At 74.0% G+C, this 22021-nt stretch carries 20 protein-coding genes; 13 read left to right on the top strand and 7 right to left on the bottom strand.

The features are described 5' to 3' along the window. Nucleotides 1–283: 283 nt before the first annotated feature. The 3 genes from ACIGO6_RS07590 (at nt 284) to ACIGO6_RS07580 (ending at nt 6595) form a co-directional block, all read left to right on the top strand. Nucleotides 284–2836 carry a SpoIIE family protein phosphatase gene (locus ACIGO6_RS07590; RefSeq protein WP_399872689.1) on the top strand — a complete coding sequence of 851 codons (2553 nt, stop codon included), beginning with the start codon at nt 284–286 and terminating at the stop codon, nt 2834–2836. 88 nt (nt 2837–2924) lie between these two features. Next, the gene (locus tag ACIGO6_RS07585; RefSeq protein WP_399872686.1) at nt 2925–5675 is read left to right on the top strand and encodes a SpoIIE family protein phosphatase; all 2751 of its coding nucleotides are present in this window, start codon (nt 2925–2927) and stop codon (nt 5673–5675) included. Nucleotides 5676–5815: 140 nt separating this feature from the next. Then, complete coding sequence (locus ACIGO6_RS07580; RefSeq protein WP_399872684.1) at nt 5816–6595, top strand: chitosanase; 780 nt, start codon at nt 5816–5818, stop codon at nt 6593–6595. A 71-nt stretch (nt 6596–6666) separates the two neighbouring features. On the opposite strand, the gene ACIGO6_RS07575 is transcribed toward ACIGO6_RS07580, so the two are convergent. After that, complete coding sequence (locus tag ACIGO6_RS07575; protein ID WP_399872681.1) at nt 6667–6840, bottom strand: CsbD family protein; 174 nt, start codon at nt 6838–6840, stop codon at nt 6667–6669. A gap of 174 nt (nt 6841–7014) precedes the next feature. Between ACIGO6_RS07575 and ACIGO6_RS07570 the strand changes: the two genes are divergently transcribed. Continuing rightward, nucleotides 7015–7161, top strand: a complete 147-nt coding sequence (locus tag ACIGO6_RS07570; protein WP_399872678.1) for a hypothetical protein — start codon at nt 7015–7017, stop codon at nt 7159–7161. A 36-nt stretch (nt 7162–7197) separates the two neighbouring features. Here the strand turns inward: ACIGO6_RS07570 and ACIGO6_RS07565 are convergent, their stop codons facing one another. After that, nucleotides 7198–8667 carry an MFS transporter gene (locus tag ACIGO6_RS07565; protein WP_399872675.1) on the bottom strand — a complete coding sequence of 490 codons (1470 nt, stop codon included), beginning with the start codon at nt 8665–8667 and terminating at the stop codon, nt 7198–7200. Between the two features lie 245 nt (nt 8668–8912). Between ACIGO6_RS07565 and ACIGO6_RS07560 the strand changes: the two genes are divergently transcribed. Continuing rightward, nucleotides 8913–10277, top strand: a complete 1365-nt coding sequence (locus ACIGO6_RS07560) for an FAD-dependent oxidoreductase (RefSeq protein ID WP_399872672.1) — start codon at nt 8913–8915, stop codon at nt 10275–10277. 124 nt (nt 10278–10401) lie between these two features. On the opposite strand, the gene ACIGO6_RS07555 is transcribed toward ACIGO6_RS07560, so the two are convergent. Genes ACIGO6_RS07555 through ACIGO6_RS07540 form a run of 4 tightly spaced genes read right to left on the bottom strand, consistent with a single transcriptional unit; the run spans nt 10402 to nt 12590 of the window. After that, nucleotides 10402–10776 carry a hypothetical protein gene (locus ACIGO6_RS07555; RefSeq protein ID WP_399872669.1) on the bottom strand — a complete coding sequence of 125 codons (375 nt, stop codon included), beginning with the start codon at nt 10774–10776 and terminating at the stop codon, nt 10402–10404. 43 nt (nt 10777–10819) lie between these two features. Next, on the bottom strand, nt 10820–11344 hold the full coding sequence (locus ACIGO6_RS07550) for a roadblock/LC7 domain-containing protein (RefSeq protein ID WP_399872666.1): 525 nt from the start codon (nt 11342–11344) through the stop codon (nt 10820–10822). Between the two features lie 38 nt (nt 11345–11382). Continuing rightward, the gene (locus ACIGO6_RS07545; protein WP_399872664.1) at nt 11383–12168 is read right to left on the bottom strand and encodes a hypothetical protein; all 786 of its coding nucleotides are present in this window, start codon (nt 12166–12168) and stop codon (nt 11383–11385) included. Continuing rightward, complete coding sequence (locus ACIGO6_RS07540; protein ID WP_399872662.1) at nt 12165–12590, bottom strand: hypothetical protein; 426 nt, start codon at nt 12588–12590, stop codon at nt 12165–12167. Before ACIGO6_RS07540 ends, ACIGO6_RS07545 begins: the two co-directional genes overlap by 4 nt. Nucleotides 12591–12782: 192 nt before the next feature. Between ACIGO6_RS07540 and ACIGO6_RS07535 the strand changes: the two genes are divergently transcribed. The 5 genes from ACIGO6_RS07535 (at nt 12783) to ACIGO6_RS07515 (ending at nt 18959) form a co-directional block, all read left to right on the top strand. Beyond that, the gene (locus ACIGO6_RS07535; protein WP_399872660.1) at nt 12783–13865 is read left to right on the top strand and encodes a YihY/virulence factor BrkB family protein; all 1083 of its coding nucleotides are present in this window, start codon (nt 12783–12785) and stop codon (nt 13863–13865) included. A 109-nt stretch (nt 13866–13974) separates the two neighbouring features. Next, complete coding sequence (locus ACIGO6_RS07530) at nt 13975–15132, top strand: hypothetical protein (protein WP_399872657.1); 1158 nt, start codon at nt 13975–13977, stop codon at nt 15130–15132. Nucleotides 15133–15241: 109 nt separating this feature from the next. Further along, nucleotides 15242–15808: a (2Fe-2S)-binding protein gene (locus ACIGO6_RS07525; RefSeq protein ID WP_399872654.1), complete on the top strand. Its 567-nt coding sequence runs from the start codon at nt 15242–15244 to the stop codon at nt 15806–15808. Beyond that, complete coding sequence (locus tag ACIGO6_RS07520; protein WP_399872651.1) at nt 15805–16797, top strand: FAD binding domain-containing protein; 993 nt, start codon at nt 15805–15807, stop codon at nt 16795–16797. The genes ACIGO6_RS07525 and ACIGO6_RS07520 overlap by 4 nt, the downstream gene beginning before the upstream one ends. Nucleotides 16798–16829: 32 nt before the next feature. Then, nucleotides 16830–18959: a xanthine dehydrogenase family protein molybdopterin-binding subunit gene (locus ACIGO6_RS07515; protein ID WP_399872648.1), complete on the top strand. Its 2130-nt coding sequence runs from the start codon at nt 16830–16832 to the stop codon at nt 18957–18959. Nucleotides 18960–19034: 75 nt separating this feature from the next. Here the strand turns inward: ACIGO6_RS07515 and ACIGO6_RS07510 are convergent, their stop codons facing one another. Continuing rightward, entirely contained in the window at nt 19035–20189 is a 1155-nt protein-coding gene (locus ACIGO6_RS07510) for a hypothetical protein (RefSeq protein ID WP_399872647.1), read from the bottom strand. Nucleotides 20190–20389: 200 nt separating this feature from the next. Here ACIGO6_RS07510 and ACIGO6_RS07505 point away from each other — a divergent pair, with 200 nt between their 5' ends. The 3 genes from ACIGO6_RS07505 (at nt 20390) to tgmB (ending at nt 22012) form a co-directional block, all read left to right on the top strand. Beyond that, a complete protein-coding gene (locus tag ACIGO6_RS07505; RefSeq protein ID WP_399872645.1) occupies nt 20390–20710 on the top strand; it encodes a DUF1232 domain-containing protein in 321 nt (106 codons plus the stop codon). 119 nt (nt 20711–20829) lie between these two features. Next, on the top strand, nt 20830–21021 hold the full coding sequence (gene tgmA / locus ACIGO6_RS07500) for a putative ATP-grasp-modified RiPP (protein WP_003978169.1): 192 nt from the start codon (nt 20830–20832) through the stop codon (nt 21019–21021). A gap of 16 nt (nt 21022–21037) precedes the next feature. Beyond that, nucleotides 21038–22012, top strand: a complete 975-nt coding sequence (tgmB, locus tag ACIGO6_RS07495; protein ID WP_399872642.1) for an ATP-grasp ribosomal peptide maturase — start codon at nt 21038–21040, stop codon at nt 22010–22012. Nucleotides 22013–22021 lie beyond the last annotated feature (9 nt).

Genomic DNA, 22021 nt, shown 5'->3' with positions numbered 1-22021 from the left:
TTTCGTTGAGCGGAACACGAGGGCCGTACGGAAGGGCAGGATTCGTCGAATGTTTCGGACCAGTATCCGAATCGCTCGGAGGAGATTACGGACTCCCGTCCCTGCGGTCAACGCCCGTCACCGCACCCTCGCCGAGGCGCTCCGCGAGCGAAGGGGAGTCGAAACTTTCGACGCCGCATGCCGCCCCGTCACCCTTCGCGGCGCGAGCACATGCGGGACCGGGGTGTCGTGGCGCATTCTTGCTGTGTCGCCCGCGTGACGGCGCACGGACGAGGTGGGGCCGATGAGTGCAGGCGCCGAGGACGCAGACCGGACGCCCGGGCGGCTGACGGCGCTGCTGATCGACGCCTCGGCCGAGGCGATCGGCGCGGCCGGTGGCCATGCGGGCGGGGTCTACCTGCGCTCCCCCACGCCCGGCCTGCTGCGCCTCGCCGTCCTCGCCGGACTGCCCGGGCCGCTGTTCCGCCCCTGGTGGCGGCTGCACGCCGACAGTCCCTTCCCGGTCGCCGACGCCTACCGGCTGGGCGTCCGGGTGGTGCTGCCCAACGCGGCGGAGACGATGCGCCGGTACCCGCAGTTCGCGGCCGGCCTGCCCTTCCCGTTCGGGTCCCTGTACGTGCCGGTCGTCGGGGCGGAACGGACGTACGGCGTCCTCACCGTGCTGCGTCCCCCCGCTTCCGACGGCGCCGAGGTGGCGGAGGGCATCGACCGGATGCAACGGCTGGCGCAGGAGCTCGGTGCGGCCCTGGAGCGGCTGGACGAGGACCGTGCCGCGCCGCCGGTCGCCTGGGAGGGCGAGCCGCTGTGCATCCGGCCCCCCGCCTCCCGGCGCCACCCGCAACGCGCCGGGACCTTCGCCTGGGACCCGGCCACCGGCGCCGTCACCGTCGACGACCCGCTGCGCACCCTGCTCGACATGACGGGGGAGGCCCGCGGACCGGCCACCCCGCTCGACGCGCTCACCCGCGCCCTGTCCCCCGACGACGGGCACCGGATCGCGGCGGCGCTGCGGGACACGACCGCCGGCCGGCCCCCGCCGCTCCCCCTGTACGTGCGCGCCTCGCACGGCGCGCTGCGCCTGGTGGAGCTGTGGAGACCCCAGGCCGGACCGTCCCTCGGCGGCCCGGTGCGCGGCGTCGTCCGCGATCCGGGCGCGGGCACGGTGGCCGACGCCGCGGCCGACCTGCTTCCGGACGGCGTGTTCTGCCTGGACCGGCTGGGCGTGTTCGTCTACGTGAATCCGCGCGCCGCCCAGTTGCTGGGCCGGCCGAGGGCCGCGCTGCTGGGCCACTCCCTGTGGGAGGCCGTGCCCTGGCTCGACCAGGCTGCGTACGAGGACCATCTGCGCGCCGCCCTGCTGTCCTCCGAGCCGGTCCGCTTCCACGTCCGGCGCCCGCCCGACGGCAGCCGCCGGACGACGCCGCAGCCCTACGAGGGGGACTGGCTCGCCGTGTCGGTGCATCCCGGTCCGGACCTCCTGACGGGCACGCTCCGCCCGGCCAACCCGGTGGCCGACGCGACCGCCGGTCCCCCGTCCCGGCACGGCACACCCGAGGCGGCGCCCGAGGCCGACGCCGCCGACCCGCCGGTCGCCTCGGCGTCGCCCCTGTACCGGCCCATCGTCCTGGCCGTGGCCCTGACCGAGGCGGTCACCGCCCGCCAGGTCTCCGCCGTGGTCGTACGGGAACTGCTGCCGGCCTTCGGCGGGCGCCGGCTCGCCATCTACCTGCTCCAGGACCGGCATCTGTACCTGGCGTGGGAGACGGGCTTCCCGCCGGGCTTCCTCGCGCCCTTCGAGGGGGTCGCGCTGGACGCCCGGCTGCCCGGGGTCGAGACGCTGACCAGCGGACGTCCCCTCTTCTTCGACTCCATGCAGGAACTGGCCGCCGCGTACCCGGGCATCCCGCTGGACGCCACGGAGGGCGCCCGCGCCTTCCTGCCGCTGATCGCCTCCGGGCGCCCGGTCGGCTCCTGCATCCTCGGCTTCGACCGCGCCCGTGGCTTCAGCACCGAGGAGCGCACGGTGCTCACCGCCCTCGCCGGGCTGATCGCCCACGCCATGGAGAAGGCCCGGCGCTACGAGTCCGAGACCGCGCTCGCCCGCGGCCTGCAGCGGGTCCTGCTGCCCCGGCGTCTGCCGGCGCACCCGCTGCTGGAGACCGCGGGACGCTATCTGCCGGGGACCCAGGGCATGGAGGTGGGCGGGGACTGGTACGACGTCGTCGCCTCGGGCCGGGGCATGGCCCTGGTCATCGGCGACGTGCAGGGGCACGGCGTGCAGGCGGCGGCCACGATGGGACAACTGCGCAGCGCGGTACGCGCCTTCGCCCTCGGCGACCGGCCGCCGGACGAGGTGATGAGCGGCACCAACCACCTCCTGATCGATCTCGATCCGGGTCTGTTCGCGAGCTGCTGCTACATCCGCCTCGACCCGGTCACCGGACGGGCCTGCGCGGCCCGCGCCGGGCATCCGCCGCCGCTGCTGCGCCACCCGGACGGACGCACCGAGGCGCTGGACCTGCCCGGTGGGGTGGTACTGGGCGTGGACCCCGGAGCCCCGTACCCGCTGACGGAGTTCCGGGTCGAGCCCGGCGCCGTCCTCGCCCTGTACACGGACGGGCTGGTGGAGCGGCCCGGCACCGACATCGACGACGGCATCACCGCCCTCGCGGTGGCCCTGGCCCGGGCAGGCGCGCCCGCCGCACGGCCGGGGAGCCATGCGCTGGCGGGCGTCGCCGACCGGCTCACCGTCACGGCCCGGCACGACGTGGACCGCCCCGACGACGTGGCCCTTCTGCTGGCCACCCGCCGGTCCCTCACCAGGAGCCCCCGGTGAGGGCGGCGCCGGACCCGGGTGCGGCCGGCCGCCCCGCGGCGGGGGGTGCCCCTCGCCTCCCGCGGCGCGGCAGTGTAGACATGGGCACATGGTCCGACTGATGGGTCGATCGGGAGAGCGGTCACCCCGTCGTCCCAGCGGTACGCCCGCCCGACGCCGGCGGGACGAGGACCGGTCGCGGCGGGGTGCGGGCGAGGGAAGGCGGCGGCGTGCCGCGGCTCTGCGCTCGGCGCTGTCCGGCCGCAGTGTCGCCGGTCAGGTCTTCGTCCTGAACGTGGTCATCGTGCTGCTGCTCGTGCTGGCGGCGGTGGTCGCGCTGGTGCTCCAGGTGCGGCACGACAGCGAGACGGAGGCGCGCAACCGGTCGGTCGCCGTGGCCGCGACCTTCGCCAACTCCCCCGGTATCGTCGAGGCGCTGCGCAGTCCCGATCCCACCGCGGTCCTCCAGCCGCGGGCGGAGGCGACGCGCGAGGCGACGGGGGTGGACTTCGTCGTCGTCATGAACACCGACGGGGTCCGCTACACCCACCCCAAGCCCGACCGCATCGGCAAGGAGTTCGTGGGGGACATCGCCCCCGCGCTGGCCGGGGAGACGGTGACCGAGGAGATCGAGGGGACCATCGGCCCGCTGGTCCAGGCGATCGTCCCCGTCAAGGCGCCCGACGGCACGGTCGTGGGGCTGGTCTCGGCCGGCATCACGACGGAGAACGTGGGCGGCGCCGCCGACCGGCAGCTCCCGCTGATGCTGATCGCGGCGGCCGTCGGCCTCGCGCTGGCCACGGGCGGCACGGCGCTCGTCAGCCGCCGGCTGTTGCGGCAGACGCACGGCCTCGGGCCGCACGAGATGACCCGGATGTACGAACACCACGACGCGGTGCTGCACTCCGTCCGGGAGGGCGTGCTCATCGTCGGCGCCGAGGGCAGGCTGCTGCTCGCCAACGACGAGGCGCAGCGCCTGCTCGACCTGCCCGCCGACGCCGAGGGCCGGCACGTCCTCGACCTCGGGCTCCCCGCCGACACGGCGGAGCTGCTGGACTCCGGACGGGTCGCGACGGACGAGGTGCACCTGGTCAAGGACCGGCTGCTGGCGGTCAACCAGCGTCCGACGGACGTACGGGGCGGCCCGGCCGGCAGCGTCGCCACGCTGCGCGACTCCACGGAGCTGCGGGCCCTGTCGGGACGGGCCGAGACCGCCCGGGAACGCCTGGACATGCTGTACGACGCCGGTGTGGGCATCGGCACCAGCCTGGACGTCACGCGTACGGCCGAGGAGCTGGCGGAGCTGGCCGTCCCCCGGTTCGCGGACTACGTCACGGTGGACCTGTTCGACGCCGTACTGGCCGGCGGCCAGCCGGAGGGCGCGACCCAGCTGCGGCGCACCGCGCGCAGCGGCATCCGCAAGGAGGTCCCGCTCTACCCGGTGGGCCGGCAGATCCGCTTCGTGGCCTCCACCCCGCAGGGCAGATCCCTGGAGACCGGCCGGCCCGTGCTGGAGCCCCGCCTCGGCGAGGCGCCGGGCTGGAAGGCGCAGGACCTCGAACGCTCCGCGCAGGTGGTGGAGTACGGGGTCCACTCGCTGATCACCGTGCCGCTGCGGGCGGGCACCCTGGTCCTCGGGGTGGTCAGCTTCTGGCGTGCGGAGAAGCCGGAGCCCTTCGACGAGGACGATCTGGCCCTCGCCGAGGAGCTGGTCGCGCGGGCCGCGGTCTCCATCGACAACGCGCGCCGCTACACGCGCGAGCACAGCATGGCGGTGACCCTCCAGCGCAGTCTGCTCCCCCGCAGGATGCCGGACCAGAACGCGCTGGACATCGCCTACCGGTACCTGCCCGCCCAGGCGGGGGTCGGCGGGGACTGGTTCGACGTGCTGCCGCTGTCGGGGGCCCGCGTCGCCCTCGTGGTCGGCGACGTCGTCGGCCACGGGCTGCACGCCGCGGCCACCATGGGACGGCTGCGGACGGCCGTGCACAACTTCACCGCCCTCGACCTGCCGCCCGACGAACTGCTGGGCCTGCTGGACGAGCTGGTCGGCCGCATCGACCAGGACGAGGTGGCCGACGACAGCGCCCCGGTCACCGGCGCGACCTGTCTCTACGCGATCTACGACCCGGTCTCCACCACCTGCGTGGTCGCCCGGGCCGGTCACCCGCCGCCGGCGCTGATCCACCCCGACGGCCGTGTGGAGTTCCCCGAGGTGCCCGCCGGTCCCCCACTGGGTCTGGGCGGCCTCCCCTTCGAGACGACCGAGCTGCACCTGGCGGAGGGCAGCCGACTGGTCCTGTACACCGACGGGCTGGTGGAGGACCGGCAGCACGACATCGACGTGGGTCTGGAGCACCTGCGCCGGGCCCTCGAGACGGCCGGCGAGTCGCCCGAGGAGACCTGCCGGTCCGTCCTCGACGCCCGGCTGCCGGACCGCCCGGGCGACGACATCGCGCTGCTCGTCGCCCGCACCCATGCGCTCGGTCCCGACCGGGTCGCCGAGTGGCAGGTGCCGTCCGACCCGGCGGCGGTCGGCGAGGTGCGCGCCCAGGTCACCCGGCGGCTGGCGGAGTGGGGGCTGGACGAGCTGGCTTTCACGACGGAGCTGATCCTGAGCGAGCTGGTCACCAACGCGATCCGGTACGGCGGTGAGACCGTCCACGTCCGGGTGCTGCGCGACCGCAGTCTGGTCTGCGAGGTGTTCGACAGCAGCAGCACCTCACCGCATCTGCGCTACGCGGCGATGACGGACGAGGGCGGGCGGGGACTGTTCCTGGTCGCGCAGCTCGCCGAACGCTGGGGCACCCGTTACACGCCGGCCGGCAAGGTCATCTGGGCGGAGCAGCCCATCCCCTGACCCGGCGCGCCCCGCGGGCATCCAGGGCCTGTCGTTTGGATCATGCCGCAGACGCGGGGGGCACCGGCGTCGACGCGCTACCGCCCCTTTTCCTGCGACCTGATCCGAACGGCAGGCCCCAGCGCCGTACCGTGCTCGCCATGGCACGCGCATTCCTGGCGGCGGTCCGCCGCCTCATCCCCGTGCGAGCCGCGGCGGCGCCCGCGGACGCGACGGGGCTCGACGATCCGGCGAAGAAGGAGTTGGCCATGCGGCTGGTGGCGAGCGCGGAGAACTCCTCGCTCGACTGGGAGGCGCAGTACGCGTACATCGAGGACATCGGTGACGGGCGCGGCTACACCGCCGGCATCATCGGCTTCTGCTCCGGCACCGGCGACATGCTCGACCTGGTGGAGCTCTACGCCGGCCGCAGGCCCGGCAACGCGCTCGCGCCCTATCTGCCGGCACTGCGCGCGGTCGACGGCTCCGACTCGCACGAGGGGCTCGACCCCGGCTTCCCCGACGCCTGGCGCCGGGCGACCGGTGACCGGGAGTTCCGGCGGGCGCAGGACCACGAGCGCGACCGCGTCTACTTCGGCCCGGCCGTACGGCGGGCGAAGGCGGACGGGCTGCGGACGCTGGGGCAGTTCGCGTACTACGACGCGTTGGTGATGCACGGCGGCGGCGACGACCGCGCGAGCTTCGGCAGCATCCGCGCACGGGCCCTCGGCCGGGCCCGGCCCCCGGCCGAGGGCGGGGACGAGGTGGCCTACCTGCACGCCTTCCTCGACGCGCGGGTGTGGGCGATGCGGCAGGAGGAGGCGCACAGCGACACCAGCCGGGTCGACACGGCGCAGCGCGTCTTCCTGCGCGAGGGCAACCTGGACCTCGACCCGCCGTTGGACTGGCAGGTGTACGGGGACGGCTACCGCATCGGCTGACCGCGACACGGGCCGCGGAACCGGTCGTGTGCCGGGTTCCGCGGCCCCTGTGTGTCGTGGCGGTGGCGGTGTCAGTGCCGGAACGTGTCCTTGCCCTTCTCCTTGGCCTGCCGGGCGTCGCCCTTCGACTGTTCGGCGCGGCCCTCGGCCGTCATCTTCTCGTTGCCGACGGCCCGGCCGACCGTTTCCTTGGCCTTCCCCTTGGCCTGTTCCATCTTGGCCTTGGACTTCTGATTGCCGGCCACAGTGGTTCACCTCTCGGCGTTGGCGTGCGCTGTCCAGTCCTGCGGGTGCCCCTCGCCGCGAGGTCGAACCACCCGGAGGCGGTCACCGCGGGGAGCGCCGGGAACACGGGGTGATCGGGCGACCCCGGGGTAGGAGGACCGGCAAGGAGATCCGTCGTCGCCCTGGAGGACGTCATGGCCGGAATGCTGGACCGCATCAAGAGCTTCGCGCGCAGCCCGCAGGGCCGCCGGGCGGCGGAGCAGGTGCGGCGGGCCGCCGCGGACCCCCGCCGCCGCGCGCAGGCCCAGGAGATGCTGCGGAAGTTCGGCAAGCGCCGCTGAGCCTGCCGGGCCGTCCGCCGTCGCCGGAGCGCCGTCTCAGCCCTGACCCGCATGGGTGTGGCTGTGGGACGTCTCCGGCGGGCAGCGTCGTGCACTGCCCGAGCGGTCGCGTCGCCAGTCGAGGACGGCGACGGCCAGCGCGCACAGCATGGCGGCGACCCCGGTGCCGACCGACAGGGCCACGGCCTGGTGGTAGTCGTCGTGGGTGGCGTTGAGCGTCAGGTAGAACAGCCCGGGCAGCGCCGCGGTGCCCACCGCGGCGCCCAGTCGCTGTCCCGTCTGCAGGGCGCCTCCGGCGGCGCCCGCCATCCGCACCGGGACCTCCCGCAGCGTCATCGTGATGTTCGGGGAGATCACACAGCCGCTGCCGAGCCCGCCGACCAGCAGCGCCGGGGCCGCGATCCAGGCGGCACGGTCGGAGGGGACGAGCCAGAGCACCAGCGCGGTGGTCCCCAGTCCGAGCATGACCGCGACGAGTCCGCAGACGGTCAGCAGCCGTCCGAGCCGGTCGACCAGCCGGCCCGCCACGGCCGCCGCGGCGGCGGAGCCCACGGCGAACGGGGTCACCGCCAGCCCGGACATGAGCGGTGAGAAGCCCACGCCGTTCTGGAAGAAGAGCGCGAACACCAGCCACACCCCGCTGAACCCGACGAAGTACAGGGCCGCGAGGCCCGCGCCGGTGGCGTAGCCGCGGGTCTCGGTGAGCAGCCCGGGGTCCAGCAGCGGTTGCCCGGCGCGGCGGGCGACGCGGCGCTCCCACCGTACGAAGGCGACCAGCAGGAGCAGCCCCGCCGGGAACAGCCACCACACCCTGCCGAGCCCGCCGCCCTCGGCGAGTACCAGCGGCAGCATCAGCGCCAGGATTCCGGCACCGAGGAGCACCACCCCCACCGGATCCAGCTTGCCCCGGCCGCCGGGGGCCACCCGGGGCAGCAGACGGAGCCCGAGCAGGAACGCGAGCGCGCCGATCGGCACGTTGACGTAGAAGATCCACCGCCAGCCACCGTCGCCGGCCAGTGCCAGGATCAGGCCGCCGACGACGGGTCCCACGGCGCTGGAGACCCCGACGGTGGCCCCGAACAGCCCGAAGGCGCGCCCGCGTTCCGCACCCCGGAACATCTGCTGGATCAGTGCCGAGTTCTGCGGCGCGAGGCTGCCCGCGGCGACGCCCTGGGCGAGCCGGGCGATCACCAGCAGCTCGATGTCGGGCGCGGCCCCCGCCGCGGCGCTGCAGGCCACGAAGGCGGCCAGCGCGACGAGGAAGACGCGGCGTCTGCCGAACGCGTCGCCGATCCGGCCGGCCGTCACCAGGGTCAGGGCGAAGGCGAGGGCGTAGCCGGACACGACCCACTGCACGGACGCCACCGAGGCGTGCAGTCCCCGCTGCATGGACGGCAGGGCGACGGCGACGATCGTCACGTCCAGCAGGGACATGAACCCGGCGACCAGGGTCACCCACAGGGCCCGCCACCGGTTGGGATCCGGGCGGTCGTCCGGACGGTGCACGCGGACTCCCCTCGTGAGGTGGACGCGGGACGCGGTCGTCGCGCCTCATGCCGACGTCACCCGTGACCGGCGGTTCAAACCCGCGCCCCACGGCCGGGCCCCGGAGCCGGGCCACAAAGTCATCCCATGAGAACCCATAAGCCGCCCTTATGTCCTCATAGACCGGACCCGCGTACCGACTTAGGCTTGCCTTAGCTTAGGCTTCCCCGAGAGTCGATCTGTCACCGCTCGAAGGGAACCTGAACATGCCCCGCCCTCTGCGGGTAGCCATCGTCGGATCCGGCCCGGCCGGGATCTACGCCGCCGACGCCCTGCTCAAGTCCGAGGTGGCCGCCGACCCCGGTGTGTCCATAGACATCTTCGAGCGCATGCCCGCCCCGTTCGGACTGATCCGTTACGGCGTGGCGCCCGACCACCCGCGGATCAAGGGCATCATCACCGCGCTGCACCAGGTGCTCGACAAGCCGCAGATCCGCCTCTTCGGCAACGTGGACTACCCCACCGACATCAGCCTGGACGACCTGCGCACCTTCTACGACGGTGTGATCTTCGCCACCGGCGCCACGGCCGACCGCGCGCTGCCCATTCCCGGGATCGACCTCGACGGCTCCTACGGCGCCGCCGACTTCGTGTCCTGGTACGACGGCCACCCGGACGTGCCGCGCACCTGGCCCCTGGAGGCCGAGAAGGTCGCCGTCCTGGGCGTCGGCAACGTCGCACTCGACGTGGCCCGCGTGCTGGCCAAGACGGCCGACGAGCTGCTGCCGACCGAGATCCCGCCGAACGTCTACGAGGGTCTGAAGGCCAACAAGGCGCTGGAGATCCACGTCTTCGGCCGCCGCGGCCCGGCGCAGGCGAAGTTCAGCCCGATGGAGCTGCGGGAGCTGGACCACTCCCCCAACATCGAGGTCATCGTCGACCCCGAGGACATCGACTACGACGACGGTTCGATCGCGACCCGGCGCGGCAACAAGCAGGCAGACATGGTCGCCAAGACCCTGGAGAACTGGGCGATCCGCGACGTCGGCGACCGGCCGCACAAGCTGTTCCTGCACTTCTTCGAGTCGCCGACCGAGATCCTCGGCGAGGACGGCAAGGTCGTCGGCCTGCGCACCGAGCGCACCGCGCTGGACGGCACGGGCAACGTCAAGGGCACCGGCGAGTTCAAGGACTGGGACGTCCAGGCGGTCTACCGCGCCGTCGGCTACCTGTCCGACCAGCTGCCCAAGCTGCCCTGGGACATCGACTCGGGCACGGTCCCGGACGAGGGCGGCCGGGTCGTCCAGGAGTCCGGCGAGCACCTGCAGTCGACGTACGTCACCGGCTGGATCCGGCGCGGCCCGGTCGGCCTGATCGGCCACACCAAGGGCGACGCCAACGAGACGGTGTCCAACCTGCTGGACGACTTCGCGAACGGCCGGCTCCAGACGCCCGCCACGCCCGCTCCGGAGGCCGTGGACGCCTTCCTCGCCGAGCGGGACGTCCGCTTCACCACCTGGGAGGGCTGGTACAAGCTGGACGCCGCGGAGAAGGCGCTGGGTGAGCCGCAGGGCCGCGAGCGCGTGAAGCTGGTCGAGCGCGAGGACATGCTCCGGGAGAGCGGCGCCTGAGCCACGGCGACCGGCGCCGGCGGACCTCGCGGAGGCCTGCCGGCGCCGGTCGGCCCGCGCGGGCGTGGGCCCGGGCGGGAGGTGACCGGCCCGGGCCCACGCCCCGTGGGTGGTCGGCTCCCGCTCAGACCTCCAGCTCGCTCTCGATCCGGCGCAGCTGGTGGCGGGCCATCGCCAGGTTGGCGCGGCTCGCGTCGAGCACCAGGTAGAGGAACAGCCCGTTGCCGCCACGCCCCTTGAGCAGGCGGATCATGTGGTACTGGCTGCTGAGGGTGATCAGGATGTCCTCGATCTCCTCCTTCAGACCGAGGTGTTCCATGGTGCGCAGCTTGGACCGTACGACGTCGGTGTTGCCGGCGGCGGCGACCTCGAGGTTGAAGTCCTTGGTCCCGCCCAGCGTGCCGAGGGCCATGCCGCTGGTGTAGTCGACCAGCGCGGCGGCGGTCGCTCCGTCGATGGCGCTCAGGCATTCCTTGAGGGACGTCTCCAGGTTGGCCATGCGTGGGTTCCTTTCCGGACGTGATCAGTGCGCTGTCGGTGGATCAGGTCGGCCGGCGGTCGCCGCCGGCCTGGGTCATCGGTTGGTGTGCGGGCCGCTGCGGGGTGCGCACGGGCAGGGTGCCGATGGGGCGGGCCGGGTCCGCGAGCGGCGCCGGGGCGTGTTCGCCGGCCGGGGGACGGCCGCGTTCCTGGCCGAGTCGGTCGACGACCAGCTCTCCGATCCGGGCGCCGCTGCGCCGCCCCTCCAGGTGCAGCCGGCCCACGTTGACCCGGCCGTCGGCGAGCAGGGTGAGAACGGCGGCCGGACCGGCGGCGTACGTGGCGACGTAGCCGTCGGCCCCGCGCAGCAGGAGTTCCCGGAACCCGCCGCGCGCGGTGGCGTCGGCCATGCGGTGCGCGACGCCGAGTGCGGCGGCGGTGAGCGCGGCGAGGCCCTCGGGTTCGGTGCCCGGCGCGTCATGGGCGAGGACGAGCCCGTCGACGGTGGCCGCGAGCGATCCGGTCACCTGGGGTACGCGGCCTCGCAGTCGGTGCAGTTCCTCCAGGACGTCGCTCTCGACGGCCATCAGCAGTCTCCTTTCGGCACGCTGGCGACGTGCGCGGATCACAGCGCCTCCAGGGCGTCTCGAAGCCGTCGCAGCAGGGCCGTGTCCGGGTCGTCCCACACGACGTCGTACGGCTCCGGGGCCGGCGCGGGGCGCGTGGGCGCGGGCGGCGCGGCGGTGACGAGGCCATCGGCGGCCAGGCGGCGCAGTTCGACGAGGGTGTGGTACGTGCGGCAGGCGAGCGCCGAGGCGATCTGCGCCGCGGTGCGGACGCCGTCGACCTGTGTCAGGGTCCGGCTGCGCCGCACCGGCAGATCGGCGGTGTCGGCGTCGGGGACCCTGGTGAGGGGGACGGTGTCGATCTCGGGGTCCGGCCATATGCGGTCCAGCAGGGCGCGGCGGCGTCCGGACTCGCGGACAACGACGTCCACCGGTACGGACCGGACCGCGCCGAGCCAGTGCGCGGCGCCGGGCCGGAAGCGCTGCGCGCGCGTGTCCTGGGCGAGGACGAAGTACGCGGCGTCGAAGAGCGCGCCGAGGTGGCAGAGCTCCAGCGCGCCGGCGGCGAGCCGGCCGCTGTCCACCAGCCGGTGCCCCACCCGGTGCTGCGTCCCGCCCCGGTCGACCGCGTCCCACCAGCCGTCCGGTGCGACGGCGCCGCTGCGGGTGAGCAGTGCGCCGAGATCAGGGGTGAAGGCGGACTCCACGTGCACGACCCGGCCCGCCGCGAGGTAGACGATGCCCCGCTCCCCCGACAGGGCCCCGGTCGCCCCTTCGGCCGCGAGGGCGCCGAGGGCCGCGGAGGTCGTCCCGTGCCTGGTCCAGGCGGTCGTGACCCTCGTCATCCGAGCACCAGACGATCCGCCGTCTCGGCCAGTCGGATGCGGGCCAGGGCGAGGTTTCCGTCGTCGCGGCCCAGCCACAGGTGGAGGAAGACGGTGCTGTCGAAGGGAGTGCTGACGAACCTGAGCAGGTGGTAGGCGTCGGGGGTCGTGGCGATGACGTCCTCGACGGGCGGTTCCTTGTCCGGTGCGACGGTGGCGTCGGTGCCGCCGGCGGCTCCCGTGGCGCCGGCCGCGGCCAGGGAGCCGCTCTCCGCGACGTGCCGCGCGAGTTCCGCGGTCTCCGCGGCCGTCGCCTCCCAGTCCCCGCCCGGCGCGTCGCCCACGACGCCCAGGGCGAGCCCGCTGATCCAGTCGACCAGCGACGCGCCCCGTGCGCCGGGCAGTCGCATGGCCTCCAGCAGACTCTCGTCGATTCCGGGCACGCCGGATCCCCCTCCCTGCACGGCTGTACCGCGAACGTGACGCCGAGACTACGGAAGGTGCACGCATCCGGTGAGAGCTTTGGCATTTTCCAGAGGAACGTGCCCGCACTCCGGCATACTGCGTCGTTTCGGCCACGTCGCCCATCCCGCGTACGGGTGCGTGAGCACGCCGGGACGGGCAACCCGGGGTCCATGGCCCGACTGCACCTCCCCCATCGCGGGAAGCACCCGAAGGACGACACGGCGGACGACACGGCGATCGGCACCGCGGACGGGACGGCGCCCGAGGACTACGGCCCGCAGGACGCCACCGAGCGTGCCGCCCCCGATTCCCCCACGGAACTGCCGAAGCGCTCGTGGTCCGCGCTGCTGCGGCGCGTGATGGCCGAGTTCAAGGACGACGAGCTCACCGACCGCGCCGCCGCCCTGACCTACTACGGGATCCTGTCGCTGTTCCCGGCCCTGCTGGTGCTGGTCTCCCTGCTCGGCATCGCCGGGCAGTCCGCCACCCAGGAGGTGCTGGACAACATCCAGCGGCTCGCTCCCGGTGCCGCTCGGGACGTCATCACCGACGCGGTCGAGCAGTTGCAGGCCCAGGCCGGTCTGGGCTCCGTGCTGGCGGTCGTCGGCCTGGTCGGTGCCGTCTGGTCGGCGTCCGGCTACGTGGCCGCGTTCATCCGCACGGCCAACGCGGTCTACGACGTGCCCGAGGGACGCCCGGTGTGGAAGGTGCTGCCGCTGCGGGTGGCCCTGACCGTGGTCCTGCTGGTGCTCGCCGTGGTCAGCGCGCTCATCGTCGTGTTCACCGGCACGCTGGCCCGGCAGGCGGGCACCGCGCTCGGCATCGGCGACACCGCGCTGACGGTGTGGTCGATCGCCAAGTGGCCGGTGCTGGTCCTGCTCGTCACGTTCATGATCGCGATCCTCTACTGGGCCACCCCGAACGCCCGGGTCAAGGGCTTCAAGTGGGTCTCACCGGGCAGCTTCCTCGCCCTGCTGATCTGGCTGGTCGCCTCCGCGGGGTTCGCCTTCTACGTGGCGAACTTCGGCTCGTACAACAAGACGTACGGCACCCTGGCCGGTGTCATCATCTTCCTGGTGTGGCTGTGGGTGACGAACCTGGCCATTCTGCTCGGTCTGGAGTTCGACGCCGAACTGGCCCGGCAGCGGGTCATCGACGGCGGCCATCCACCCGACGACGAGCCGTACGTCGAGCCACGCGACACCCGTGCCTGGGACGAGGCGGACCGACGGCGCGCGGCACCGGACGAGTGACACACCGGACGGGTGAGCCCATCGGGCGGACGGCGGACCCCGGGTGCTCTCCGCTGACCTGCGGCGACGATACTGGCCTGTACCCGTGCCCCTGCTTCCCCATGGACTCATGCCGACCTCTTCCACCGCCCGCCCCACGACTCCGCCCACGCTGTGGGCCGCTCGCGGCCGCCACGTCGGATCCGCGGCGGAGGACACCGTCCGGCACACCCTCGAGCGGCTCAAGGACAGCCACGCCGTCGACGACTTCCTGGAGCTGCCGGAGGAGGCCCCGGACGACCGGGCCGCCGGCCCCGGCCCCCGGATCTTCGAGGCGCGCTGGAAGGCCCCCGGGGCCGTCACCGTCCGGGCCAGGCTGATCCTGGCGCCCGGCTCGGCCGGCGGGCAGGAGTGGACGCTGCTCGCGGAGGCCGAGGAGGCCTGGGAGGCCGCCTGGCCCTCCCCCGCCACCATGTTCTGGCCCGACGACCCGGACGTCACCTGGGACCGGGACGTCGCCACGGGACTGCGGCTGCGGGGCATCAACACCCTGCCGGACGACGACAAGGCCGTCCGCCGGCTGCTCAAGGAGTCCGGCCGCAGCCCGTGGAACATCCACGTCGTCGTGCACGAGGCGATGACCCCCGACCACCGCGGCCGGATGCCCCTCGCCGACCGGCTGCCGCCCGGCCTGCGGCACCTCGTGGTCGAGCACCGCGCCGCGCCGCAGCAACTGCGGGTGGTGAACTGGGCCCTGGAGGACTTCGGCGTCCAGGTGCCGCGCGGCGGCGCCGTGGTCCTGCCCGGCACACCGGCACCGCCCGATTACGCCGCCGACGAGTACTCCGTCCGCTCCGTCTTCCTGGACGGCTCCGTGCCCACCGACCTGATCGCGGCGGTGACGGCCTTCGCCGCGCTGCCCCGGCCGCTGCCGGACGGCGCCGAGGACGCCCTCACCGCGCTGCGGGAGGACTGGCGGCTGCTGACCCTGGAGGAGGAACTGGACCGCGAGCGCAAGCTGGTGGCCATGTACGCGGAGGCGCTGGAGGCCATGACGCAGTCCCGCGACCTGTACCGGGAGGCGGCCGAACGCGCGACCGAGGCCCTGGCCGCGTACCGCGAGTCCGCCGAGGCCGCCCCGGCCGGACCGCCGCCGTCCACCACTGAGGCACCGACCCCGCTGCGCGCCCTGACCCGCACCCTGGACCGCTTCAGGACCGCCCGCGCACCGCGCCCCGAGGCCGTCCGGCGCGACACCGCCCACCCGTCACCCGACCCCGGCGACTGACGACCGGGCCCCGTGCGGTCGGCCGAGGGCACCCGCACGTGTCAGCCGCCGCAACCTGGATACGCGGACTGCACAGCTGCACGGCCCGTCCCGGAAGGTCATCGACGCCATGGACAGCCAGCACCAGAGCGCCAGCCCCGCTTCCCGCCCCCCGGACTCCTCCCGCTCCGACACCACGCTCCGCGTCAACGGCAAACCGCACACCCTCACCGTCGACCACCGCCGCGTCCTGCTGGACCTCCTGAGGGAGGATCTGGGGCTGACGGGCGCCAAAAAGGGCTGCGACCACGGACAGTGCGGCGCCTGTACGGTCCTGGTGGACGGGCGGCGCGTCAACAGCTGCCTGCTGTTCGCCGTCGCCCTGGAGGGATGCGAGATCACCACCGTCGAGGGTCTCGGCGGGGACGGCGAGGAACTGCATCCGCTGCAGCGGGCGTTCCTGGAACGCGACGCCTTCCAGTGCGGCTACTGCACCCCGGGCCAGATCTGCTCCGCCGTCGGTGCGCTCGCCGAGGCCGCGGCCGGGCACCCGTCGCACGTCACCGACCCGGCGGCACCCTCCGGCGAGCCCGTCACGCTGGACCGGGACGAGATCCGGGAGCGCCTGAGCGGCAACCTGTGCCGGTGCGGTGCCTATCCGCGCATCGCCGACGCGGTCGAGGACGTGATCCCGTGAAGTCCTTCGCCTACGTACGGGCCGCCAGCGTCGAGGAGGCCACCGAGGCGTTCGCCTCCCACCCCGGCGCCCGCTATCTCGGCGGCGGCACCAACCTCGTCGACCTGATGAAGCTCGGTGTGGAGACGCCCGCCGCCCTCGTCGACGTCACCCGGCTCCCGCTGGACGCGGTGGAGGAGCTGCCCGACGGCGCGCTGCGGGTCGGCGCGATGGTCCGCAACAGCGACCTCGCGGCCCACCCGGCCGTCCGCGACCGCTATCCCGCGCTGTCCCAGGCGGTGCTGGCGGGGGCCTCGGGGCAGTTGCGCAACGCCGCCACCACGGGCGGCAACCTGCTGCAACGCACCCGCTGCCCGTACTTCCAGGACGTGTCCAAGCCCTGCAACAAACGGCAGCCCGGCACCGGCTGCGGCGCCCTGGAGGGCGTCCACCGCGACCACGCGGTCCTCGGCCACTCCGACCAGTGCATCGCCACCAACCCCTCGGACATGGCGGTGGCGCTCGCCGCCCTCGACGCGCGCGTGGAGCTGCACGGCCCGGAGGGCACCCGGAGCGTGCCCGCCGCGGACTTCCACCGGCTGCCCGGCATGCATCCGGAGCGGGACACGGAGATCCACCCCGGCGAGCTGATCACCGGCGTGGTCCTGCCGGCCGCGACGGCCGGGCTGCCCTCGGCGTACCGCAAGGCCCGCGACCGGGCGTCGTACGCGTTCGCGCTGGCCTCCGTCGCCGCCGTCCTGCACGTGCGCGACGGAGTCGTGGACCGGGCCGGGATCGCCTTCGGCGCGCTGGCGCACCGGCCCTGGCGGGCGCGGCGGGCCGAGGACGCGCTGGTGGGCGCGGCGCCCACGACGGCCGCGTTCGAGCACGCCGTCGACCTGGAGCTGGACGCCGCCGAGCCCTTGGGGGAGAACGCCTACAAGGTGCCGCTGGCCCGTCGGCTCGCCATGGACGTACTGGGCCGGCTCGCCCCGCCCGCCACCACCTGAACCCGGCGGCCCCACGACTTACGGAGGACTCCATGACCGGCACCGAGACCGTCCTGGGCGCTCCCGTCGAGCGCCGGGAGGGGCGGGAGAAGGTCACCGGCACCGCCCGGTACGCCGCCGAGTACGACGCCGTCGGCCGCGCCCATGCCTGGCCCGTGCCGGCGACGGTGGTACGGGGCCGGGTGACCGGCGTCGACACCGCCGCCGCGCTCGCCCGGCCCGGCGTCCTCGCGGTGCTCACGCACGAGAACGCGCCCCGCCTCGCCGCCCCGGACGATGCCACGCTCGCCGTGCTGCAGAGCCCGCACGTCCCGCACCGGGGCTGGTTCGTGGCCCTGGTGGTGGCCGAGACGCTGGAGGCGGCCCGCGCCGGCGCCCGCGCCGTCCGCGTCACCTACGAGACGGAGGGGTACGACGTGACCCTGGCGGCCTCCCACCCGGAGGCGTACGTGCCCGAGACGGCCAACGGCGGGTTCCCCGCCGTCACCGAGCACGGCGATCCCGACGCCGCGTTCGACGCGTCAGCGACCCGGCTCGACGTCGAGTACGGGATACCCCCACTCCACAACCACCCCATGGAGCCGCACGCCGGCACCGCGCACTGGGACGGCGACCGGCTGACCGTGTACTCCTCCAGCCAGGGCAGCACCGCCGTCCGCACCGAACTCGCCCGGATGTTCGAGCTGCCGGAGGACCGGATCACGGTGCGCGCGGAACACGTGGGCGGCGGCTTCGGTTCGAAGGGCACGCCCCGCGTCGAGGTGGTGCTGGCGGTGATGGCGGCGCGTGCGACCGGACGGCCCGTCACGGTCGCGCTGCCGCGCCGCTACCTGCCCGCCGTGGTCGGACACCGCGCCCCGACCCTGCACCGGCTGCGCCTCGGCGCCGACGCCGACGGCCGGCTCACCTCGCTCGTGCACGAGGTGACCACCCAGACCTCCCGGGTGAAGGAGTTCGTGGAGCAGGCGGCGGTGCCCGCGCGCGTCATGTACGCCACTCCCGCCCTGCGCACGCTGCACCGCGTGGTCCGGCTGGACGTGCCCACGCCGTCCTGGATGCGCGCGCCGGGCGAGTGTCCCGGCATGTACGCGCTGGAGTCGGCGATGGACGAGCTGGCCGCCGAACTCGGCGTCGACCCGGTGGAGCTGCGGATCCGCAACGAGCCGGAGACCGAGCCCGACAGCGGCAGGCCCTTCAGCAGCAGGAACCTGGTGGGGTGTCTGCGCGAGGGAGCCCGCCGCTTCGGGTGGGAGGGCCGTGATCCGCGGCCCGGGGCCCGTACCGCCGGGCCTCTGCTGGTGGGCAGCGGGGTGGCCGCGGCCACGTATCCGGTCCTGGTGGCGCCGTGTGCCGCTTCGGCGCGGGCCCTGCCCGACGGCGGTTTCCTGGTGCGGGTCAACGCCACCGACATCGGCACGGGCGCCCGGACGGTGCTCGCGCAGATCGCGGCCGACGCCCTCGGCGCCCCGCTGGACCGGGTCCGTGTCGAGGTCGCCGACAGCGACATCGGCTTCGCCCCGATGGCGGGCGGCTCCTGCGGCACCGCCTCCTGGGGCTGGGCCGTCCACGAGGCGTGCGTCCGGCTGACGGAACGGCTGGCCGGCCGTTCCGGTCCGCTGCCCGACGAGGGGATCACGGCGGACGCCGACACCTCCGGACAGGCCGACGCCGAGAGCCCCTACGCGCGCCACGCCTTCGGCGCGCACTTCGCCGAGGTCACCGTGGACCCGGTCAGCGGTGAGGTGCGCGTGACGCGGATGCTGGGGGTGTTCGCCGCCGGGCGCATCCTCAACGCGCGAACGGCCCGCTCGCAGTTCATCGGGGGCATGACGATGGGTCTGGGCATGGCGCTGACCGAGGACAGCACGATGGATCCGGCCTTCGGCGACTTCGTCGAGCGCGACCTGGCGTCCTACCACGTGCCCGCGCACGCCGACGTCGCCGACGTGGAGGCGCACTGGCTGGACGAGGACGACGACCATCTCAACCCCATGGGCAGCAAGGGGATCGGCGAGATCGGCATCGTCGGCTCGGCCGCCGCCATCGGCAACGCCGTCCACCACGCCACCGGCATTCGCTTCCGGGAACTCCCGCTCACCCCGGACCGGGTGCTCACCGGCCTGCTCGAACACGCGCATCCGGCCGGCATGTTGGGGGTGTGAGCGCACGCGGCACGTGGTCCGCGCCCGGGGTGTCCGGGGCGGACCACGTCGTGCCCGGGGGAACCGTCGAAGCGGTCAGTCGGCGACGCGACGCGACCGGGCCACCGGAGGAGCGGTCGCCGTCCAGCGCCGGCGGGGCGCCTGCGCCGCCATCCTCGCGCCCAGGGCCGTCAGCGCGACCAGCGAGGCCAGTACGGCGACGGCGACGGCGGCCCAGGTGGGCGCCAGCGTGAGGTCCACGGCCCGGGACACCTGCGCCGCGGGGGTCGCGCTGCCGTAGAGCGTGACCGCGGCGAGCGCCGAGGGTCCCATGACCGCCGCCACCAGGAGCGGTACGGCGGGCCGTACGGTCAGCAGCAGGGCCAGTACGAGGCAGAGCGCCGAGGTGCCGAGGACCATCCCGTAGAGGTCCGCGGAGGCGTCGCCCTGACGCAGCGGGAAGTACGCCACACCGCACCCGGCGAGGACGGCGACGGTGAGCCGGGTCGGCCAGGCCGGGCCCCGGGCGGACACGCGGTCACGGTCGCGCGACGCGCGTTCCCGTACCCGACGGGCCGGGCGCGGAGCCCTGCGGCGTTCACGGCCGGCTGCTGACGGCTCGTCTTCCGGACCGGCCAGGTCCGGGCCCGCCATGTCCAGCTCTGCCGCGGCCAGGTCGGCCCCGTCCAGGGCCGCCCGCTGGTGCGGGGCGTCCTGCCGGTCCTGGCGCAGCCGTCCCTCCTCGGCCAGCCGGCCGATGAGTTCGACGAGTTCCTCGACGGGCCGGCCGGTGGCGGCGGCCCGCACGGCCTCCTGCCCGCAGTGCGGCTCCAGGGGTGTCCGGTGCAGCAGTTCCATCAGCAGGGTGACGTCCTCCACCGAACGGCACGCCGCCGCGGCGCGGATCGCCTCGTCCGCGCTGTCCGCGTGGCGCGGCGGCCGGGTGAGCAGGGCGACCAGCCGGGTGACGTCCTCCACGGACCGGTTCACACCGACCGCGCGGAGCGCGTCGATCGTGGCCTGCGCGAACCGGGGCGACTCCTCCAGCATCGTGATCAGGTCGACGACCTCCTCCAGCGGCCGGTCGGCCACGGCGGCACGGACCAGGTCGCCGACGGGGTCGCCGTACGCCTCCGTGCCCGCCGGGCACACCGTCTGCGTGCCGGTGGCCGTGAGCGTCACCCTGAGCGGCGGGTCCACGGCGGATATGGCGTACTCGGGCGAACGGGTTGTTGAAGAGCCGGTGGTCATCATCTCTCCGTGTGCTGGGGGTGCGGCCGCCCTGCGTCCCCCGACATGCGACCCGCGCTGTGTGCTGACCATTACTAGGCACGCCCGACCCGCCCTGCCACTCGAGAGGGCCACAGGGATGAGAAAGCCGGGCTCAGAGGGAAGGCTCAGAGGAAGGGACATGGAGCGGGAAGGGACATGGAGCGGGAAGGAGGGACAGGGTGGATACGACGACACTGGTGATCACGGTGGCGCTGCTGCTCGCGGCGCTCGTCCTCGCCGCGGCGGTCGGCGTCCTGGTGCGCCTGGTCCGCACTCGACGGGACCTGAGGCGCGCCGGGCTCCCCACCGGCCCGCGGTGGGTCTTCTGGGGCGCCGTCCTCTACTTGGTGCTGCCGGCGGACCTGATTCCGGATCCGGTCTACCTGGACGACATCGGTGTCCTGCTCCTCGCCCTGCGCTCCGCGCGAGGCGGTCGCGGCGCGCGGCGGGCCGCGGACGGGCGGCAGGGCACCCACCCGCCCGGTGACTACGCAGCGTAAGGAAACCAATCACGCGTTCGACTCGTATAAGTCTCTGGAAGCCGAAGGAAGTCGGCGGACCGGGTGGGGGCAGCACAGCGGCCGCCGCCTGATCGGCGCAGCACCGACAGGGAGAGACGATGCAACCGTTCGCGCTCAACTACGCACGGCCCGCAGTGGAGTTGGAAGCCACCACTCCCTACGTCTACGACTCCGGACTGCAGTTGAACGTGCTTCTCGACGGGCGGGTGGCCGCCTGTGACCATGCGCTCCTGAGAGAACTGGGGACCACGACCTCCACCGCGGGGTCGAAGACTCACTTCGACGACTGAACACGGGCCGTCGACCATGACCGTGCTGATCCTGACCAGTGAAGAGGACGTCACCGCCGACATGGTGGTCGTGCACCTGAACGCGTCGGGAGTACCGGTGGTCCGCCTGGACCCCGCCGATCTGACGGACTCCGTCGCGCTCTCCGGCGAGTTCGTGCACGGCTCCTTCCGGGGCCATCTCTCGTCCGGGGGCCGCCTGGTGAGCATCGGCGGGCTGCGTTCCGTCTGGCTGCGCCGGCCGGGCCGCGCCGCCACGCGGGCCGCGGAGCCCTCCGGTTGGCTGACCGAGGAGTCCGAACAGGCGCTCTACGGCATGCTCCGCGACTGCGGGGCGCGCTGGATGAACCAGCCCGACGCGGCACACCGCGCCCGGTACAAGCCCTGGCAGCTGCGTCTGGCCCAGCAGTGCGGGCTGCCCGTCCCGGCCACGCTGATCACGACGTTCCCCCGGGCGGCGCGCGAGTTCGCCGAGCGGTACCCGGACCTGGTGGTCAAGCCCGTCTCCGGCGCGCATCCCCAGGATCCGCCGCTGGCGGTGCCGACCAGCAGGGTCCCGCCGGAGGCGGACTTCTCCGCCGTCGCCCACGGCCCGACACTGCTGCAACGCAGGGTCGCCAAGCGCGCCGACATCCGTCTCACCGTCGTCGGCGACGAGTTGCTGGCCGCCCGGAAGACGACCCTCGCGGCCCTGGACCCCGACGAGGTGGACGTCCGCTTCACCGAGTCGCCCGAGCCGTGGCGGCCCGCCGAGGTCCCGCCGCGCGTCGCCGAGGCCGTCCTCGCCTACGTCCGTGCCGCGGGGCTGGCCTACGGCGCCCTCGACTTCGCCGAGGACGGTGACGGCACCTGGTGGTTCCTGGAGTGCAACCAGTCGGGGCAGTTCGGCTTCGTCGAGGTGGACACCGGCCAGCCGATCGCCCGCACCATCGCCGAGTGGCTGGCCCGGCCCGGCGCCGCGGAGCCGACGGCCACTCACCCTTCACCCGCGTGAACCCTGCGG

This window comes from Streptomyces sp. NPDC053750 (assembly GCF_044544295.1).
Classification (GTDB): domain Bacteria; phylum Actinomycetota; class Actinomycetes; order Streptomycetales; family Streptomycetaceae; genus Streptomyces.
Note: the sequence above shows the minus strand (reverse complement) of the source record. Positions and strands in the feature narration are given on the sequence as shown.

What these genes read in the sequence shown, in the direction of transcription:
- ACIGO6_RS07560 (WP_399872672.1), top strand. Translation starts at nt 8,913, where the DNA reads ATGCCCCGCCCTCTGCGGGTAGCCATCGTCGGATCCGGCCCGGCCGGG.
- ACIGO6_RS07535 (WP_399872660.1), top strand. Translation starts at nt 12,783, where the DNA reads ATGGCCCGACTGCACCTCCCCCATCGCGGGAAGCACCCGAAGGACGAC.
- tgmB (WP_399872642.1), top strand. Translation starts at nt 21,038, where the DNA reads ATGACCGTGCTGATCCTGACCAGTGAAGAGGACGTCACCGCCGACATG.
- ACIGO6_RS07525 (WP_399872654.1), top strand. Translation starts at nt 15,242, where the DNA reads ATGGACAGCCAGCACCAGAGCGCCAGCCCCGCTTCCCGCCCCCCGGAC.
- ACIGO6_RS07550 (WP_399872666.1), bottom strand. Translation starts at nt 11,344, where the DNA reads ATGGCCGTCGAGAGCGACGTCCTGGAGGAACTGCACCGACTGCGAGGC.
- ACIGO6_RS07585 (WP_399872686.1), top strand. Translation starts at nt 2,925, where the DNA reads ATGGTCCGACTGATGGGTCGATCGGGAGAGCGGTCACCCCGTCGTCCC.
- ACIGO6_RS07510 (WP_399872647.1), bottom strand. Translation starts at nt 20,189, where the DNA reads ATGACCACCGGCTCTTCAACAACCCGTTCGCCCGAGTACGCCATATCC.
- ACIGO6_RS07590 (WP_399872689.1), top strand. Translation starts at nt 284, where the DNA reads ATGAGTGCAGGCGCCGAGGACGCAGACCGGACGCCCGGGCGGCTGACG.
- ACIGO6_RS07530 (WP_399872657.1), top strand. Translation starts at nt 13,975, where the DNA reads ATGCCGACCTCTTCCACCGCCCGCCCCACGACTCCGCCCACGCTGTGG.
- ACIGO6_RS07545 (WP_399872664.1), bottom strand. Translation starts at nt 12,168, where the DNA reads ATGACGAGGGTCACGACCGCCTGGACCAGGCACGGGACGACCTCCGCG.
- ACIGO6_RS07580 (WP_399872684.1), top strand. Translation starts at nt 5,816, where the DNA reads ATGGCACGCGCATTCCTGGCGGCGGTCCGCCGCCTCATCCCCGTGCGA.
- tgmA (WP_003978169.1), top strand. Translation starts at nt 20,830, where the DNA reads ATGCAACCGTTCGCGCTCAACTACGCACGGCCCGCAGTGGAGTTGGAA.
- ACIGO6_RS07570 (WP_399872678.1), top strand. Translation starts at nt 7,015, where the DNA reads ATGGCCGGAATGCTGGACCGCATCAAGAGCTTCGCGCGCAGCCCGCAG.
- ACIGO6_RS07515 (WP_399872648.1), top strand. Translation starts at nt 16,830, where the DNA reads ATGACCGGCACCGAGACCGTCCTGGGCGCTCCCGTCGAGCGCCGGGAG.
- ACIGO6_RS07555 (WP_399872669.1), bottom strand. Translation starts at nt 10,776, where the DNA reads ATGGCCAACCTGGAGACGTCCCTCAAGGAATGCCTGAGCGCCATCGAC.